This window comes from Rhizobium sp. UBA1881 (genome assembly GCF_002338015.1).
In the GTDB taxonomy this organism is placed as follows: Bacteria; Pseudomonadota; Alphaproteobacteria; order Rhizobiales; family Rhizobiaceae; genus Rhizobium.
Genome location: NZ_DDHH01000130.1, coordinates 1 through 1444, shown reverse-complemented (window position 1 = coordinate 1444; position 1444 = coordinate 1). Strand labels below are relative to the sequence as shown.

2 protein-coding genes are annotated in these 1444 nt (G+C 58.7%); one reads left to right on the top strand and one right to left on the bottom strand.

Annotation, left to right across the window (positions count from 1 at the left end):
• The coding region (locus B3605_RS16045; protein ID WP_296435020.1) for an ABC transporter ATP-binding protein at positions 1–425 on the bottom strand (425 nt) is incomplete at its 3' end.
• A 267-nt stretch (positions 426–692) separates the two neighbouring features.
• On the opposite strand from B3605_RS16045, the gene B3605_RS16040 reads away from it, so the two are divergent.
• Positions 693–1406 (top strand): GntR family transcriptional regulator, encoded by a 714-nt coding sequence (locus tag B3605_RS16040; RefSeq protein WP_296435019.1) that lies wholly within the window; start codon positions 693–695, stop codon positions 1404–1406.
• Positions 1407–1444: the final 38 nt, after the last annotated feature.

Below are 1444 nucleotides of genomic sequence, written 5' to 3'. Positions count from 1 at the left end.
TGCTGGCCGCCGGAAAGCTGGGCCGGTCGCCTGTTGGCATAGGCCTCCATCTGCATCAACTTCAGCATCTCCAGCGCCTTGGCGCGGCGCTCTTCCTTCTCGACGCCCTTCATCTTCAGGCTGAAGGCGACATTGTCGATCAGGTCGAGATGCGGGAAAAGCGCGTAGGACTGGAACATCATCGCCGTGCCGCGCTTGGCCGGCGGAAAATCGGTGACGACGGTGTTGCCGAGGCGGATATCGCCCGACGAAATGCTCTCGTGCCCGGCAATCATCCGAAGCGTCGACGTCTTGCCGCAGCCCGACGGCCCCAGGAAGCAGCAATAGGAACCAGCCGGTATCTTCAGGCTGATTGCGTGCACGGCGGTGGTGGCGCCATATACCTTCGAAACGGATGCTATATCGATCTCTGCCGCTTTCGACATCGTGTCTTCCCCTGTTCGAGGAATACGATGCATTCGCCGTGCCAGTTTCTGCTGCAACGCATCAAGTCATTACGAATATTGAATTTTCTCGGAAACATCCAAATGACTAAAATTCAATCCGTGGATATGTCTGCACATGAAATAGGCTTTCGTCTGCAATTTACGCAAACAATCGTATACAATTTGACCGCTGCATTGCTCGCAAATTCCGTTTAACTTTTCGGCTGAATATGGCTATCATCGGCCGATCACAGGACATCCCGCCTCATGAACTCCGCAGCCAATGCGCTTCTGACGACCGAAGAGCCTACAGAGACCGGCGCGCAGCAGATTCGCGACGCCATTCGCGACGCGATCGTCGAGCGCCGCCTGTCGCCGGGAACCAAGCTGTCGGAAAGCGATGTCGGCAATCTCTTTAACGTCAGCCGCACACTGGCGCGCGCGGCCCTGCAGGCCCTTTCCTATGAGGGGCTTGTCAGCGTCGAAAAAAACCGCGGCGCCTTCGTGGCCTACCCTTCGCCTGACGAGGCCCGCCAGATCTTCGCCGCGCGCCGGCTGATCGAGCCCGGCATCTTGCGCGAGGCGGCGGCCAGGATCAAGACGTCAGAGATCCAGCACCTGCGGCAACTGCTGCTGGAAGAAAGCCGCCTGATAAGCGAGCGCGGCCAGACGGCCCGGCGCGCCGAAATCAAGGCATCCGGCGATTTCCACCTGACGCTCGCCGCCATCTCCGGCAATACAATCATGCAGCGCTTCATGGAAGAACTCGTCGCCCGCTCCTCGCTTGTCATCGCGCTCTACGGCCAGTCCACCATATCGAGCTGCGGCCATAACGAGCATGGCGATATCGTCTCGGCGATCGAAGCCAAGGATCTTGACCGCGCCTGTCATCTCATGTTGCATCACATCGCGCATATCGAGGCCGACCTCGATCTACGGGAGCGCAAGGGACAGGGACTGAAGGAAGCGTTCGACCTCTAGAGCCTTTCCTGGTTAGCTTGAAGCATTCTGCCGGAGCA

Coding starts and splice junctions, on each gene's coding strand:
- B3605_RS16040 (WP_296435019.1), top strand. CDS start 693: ATGAACTCCGCAGCCAATGCGCTTCTGACGACCGAAGAGCCTACAGAG.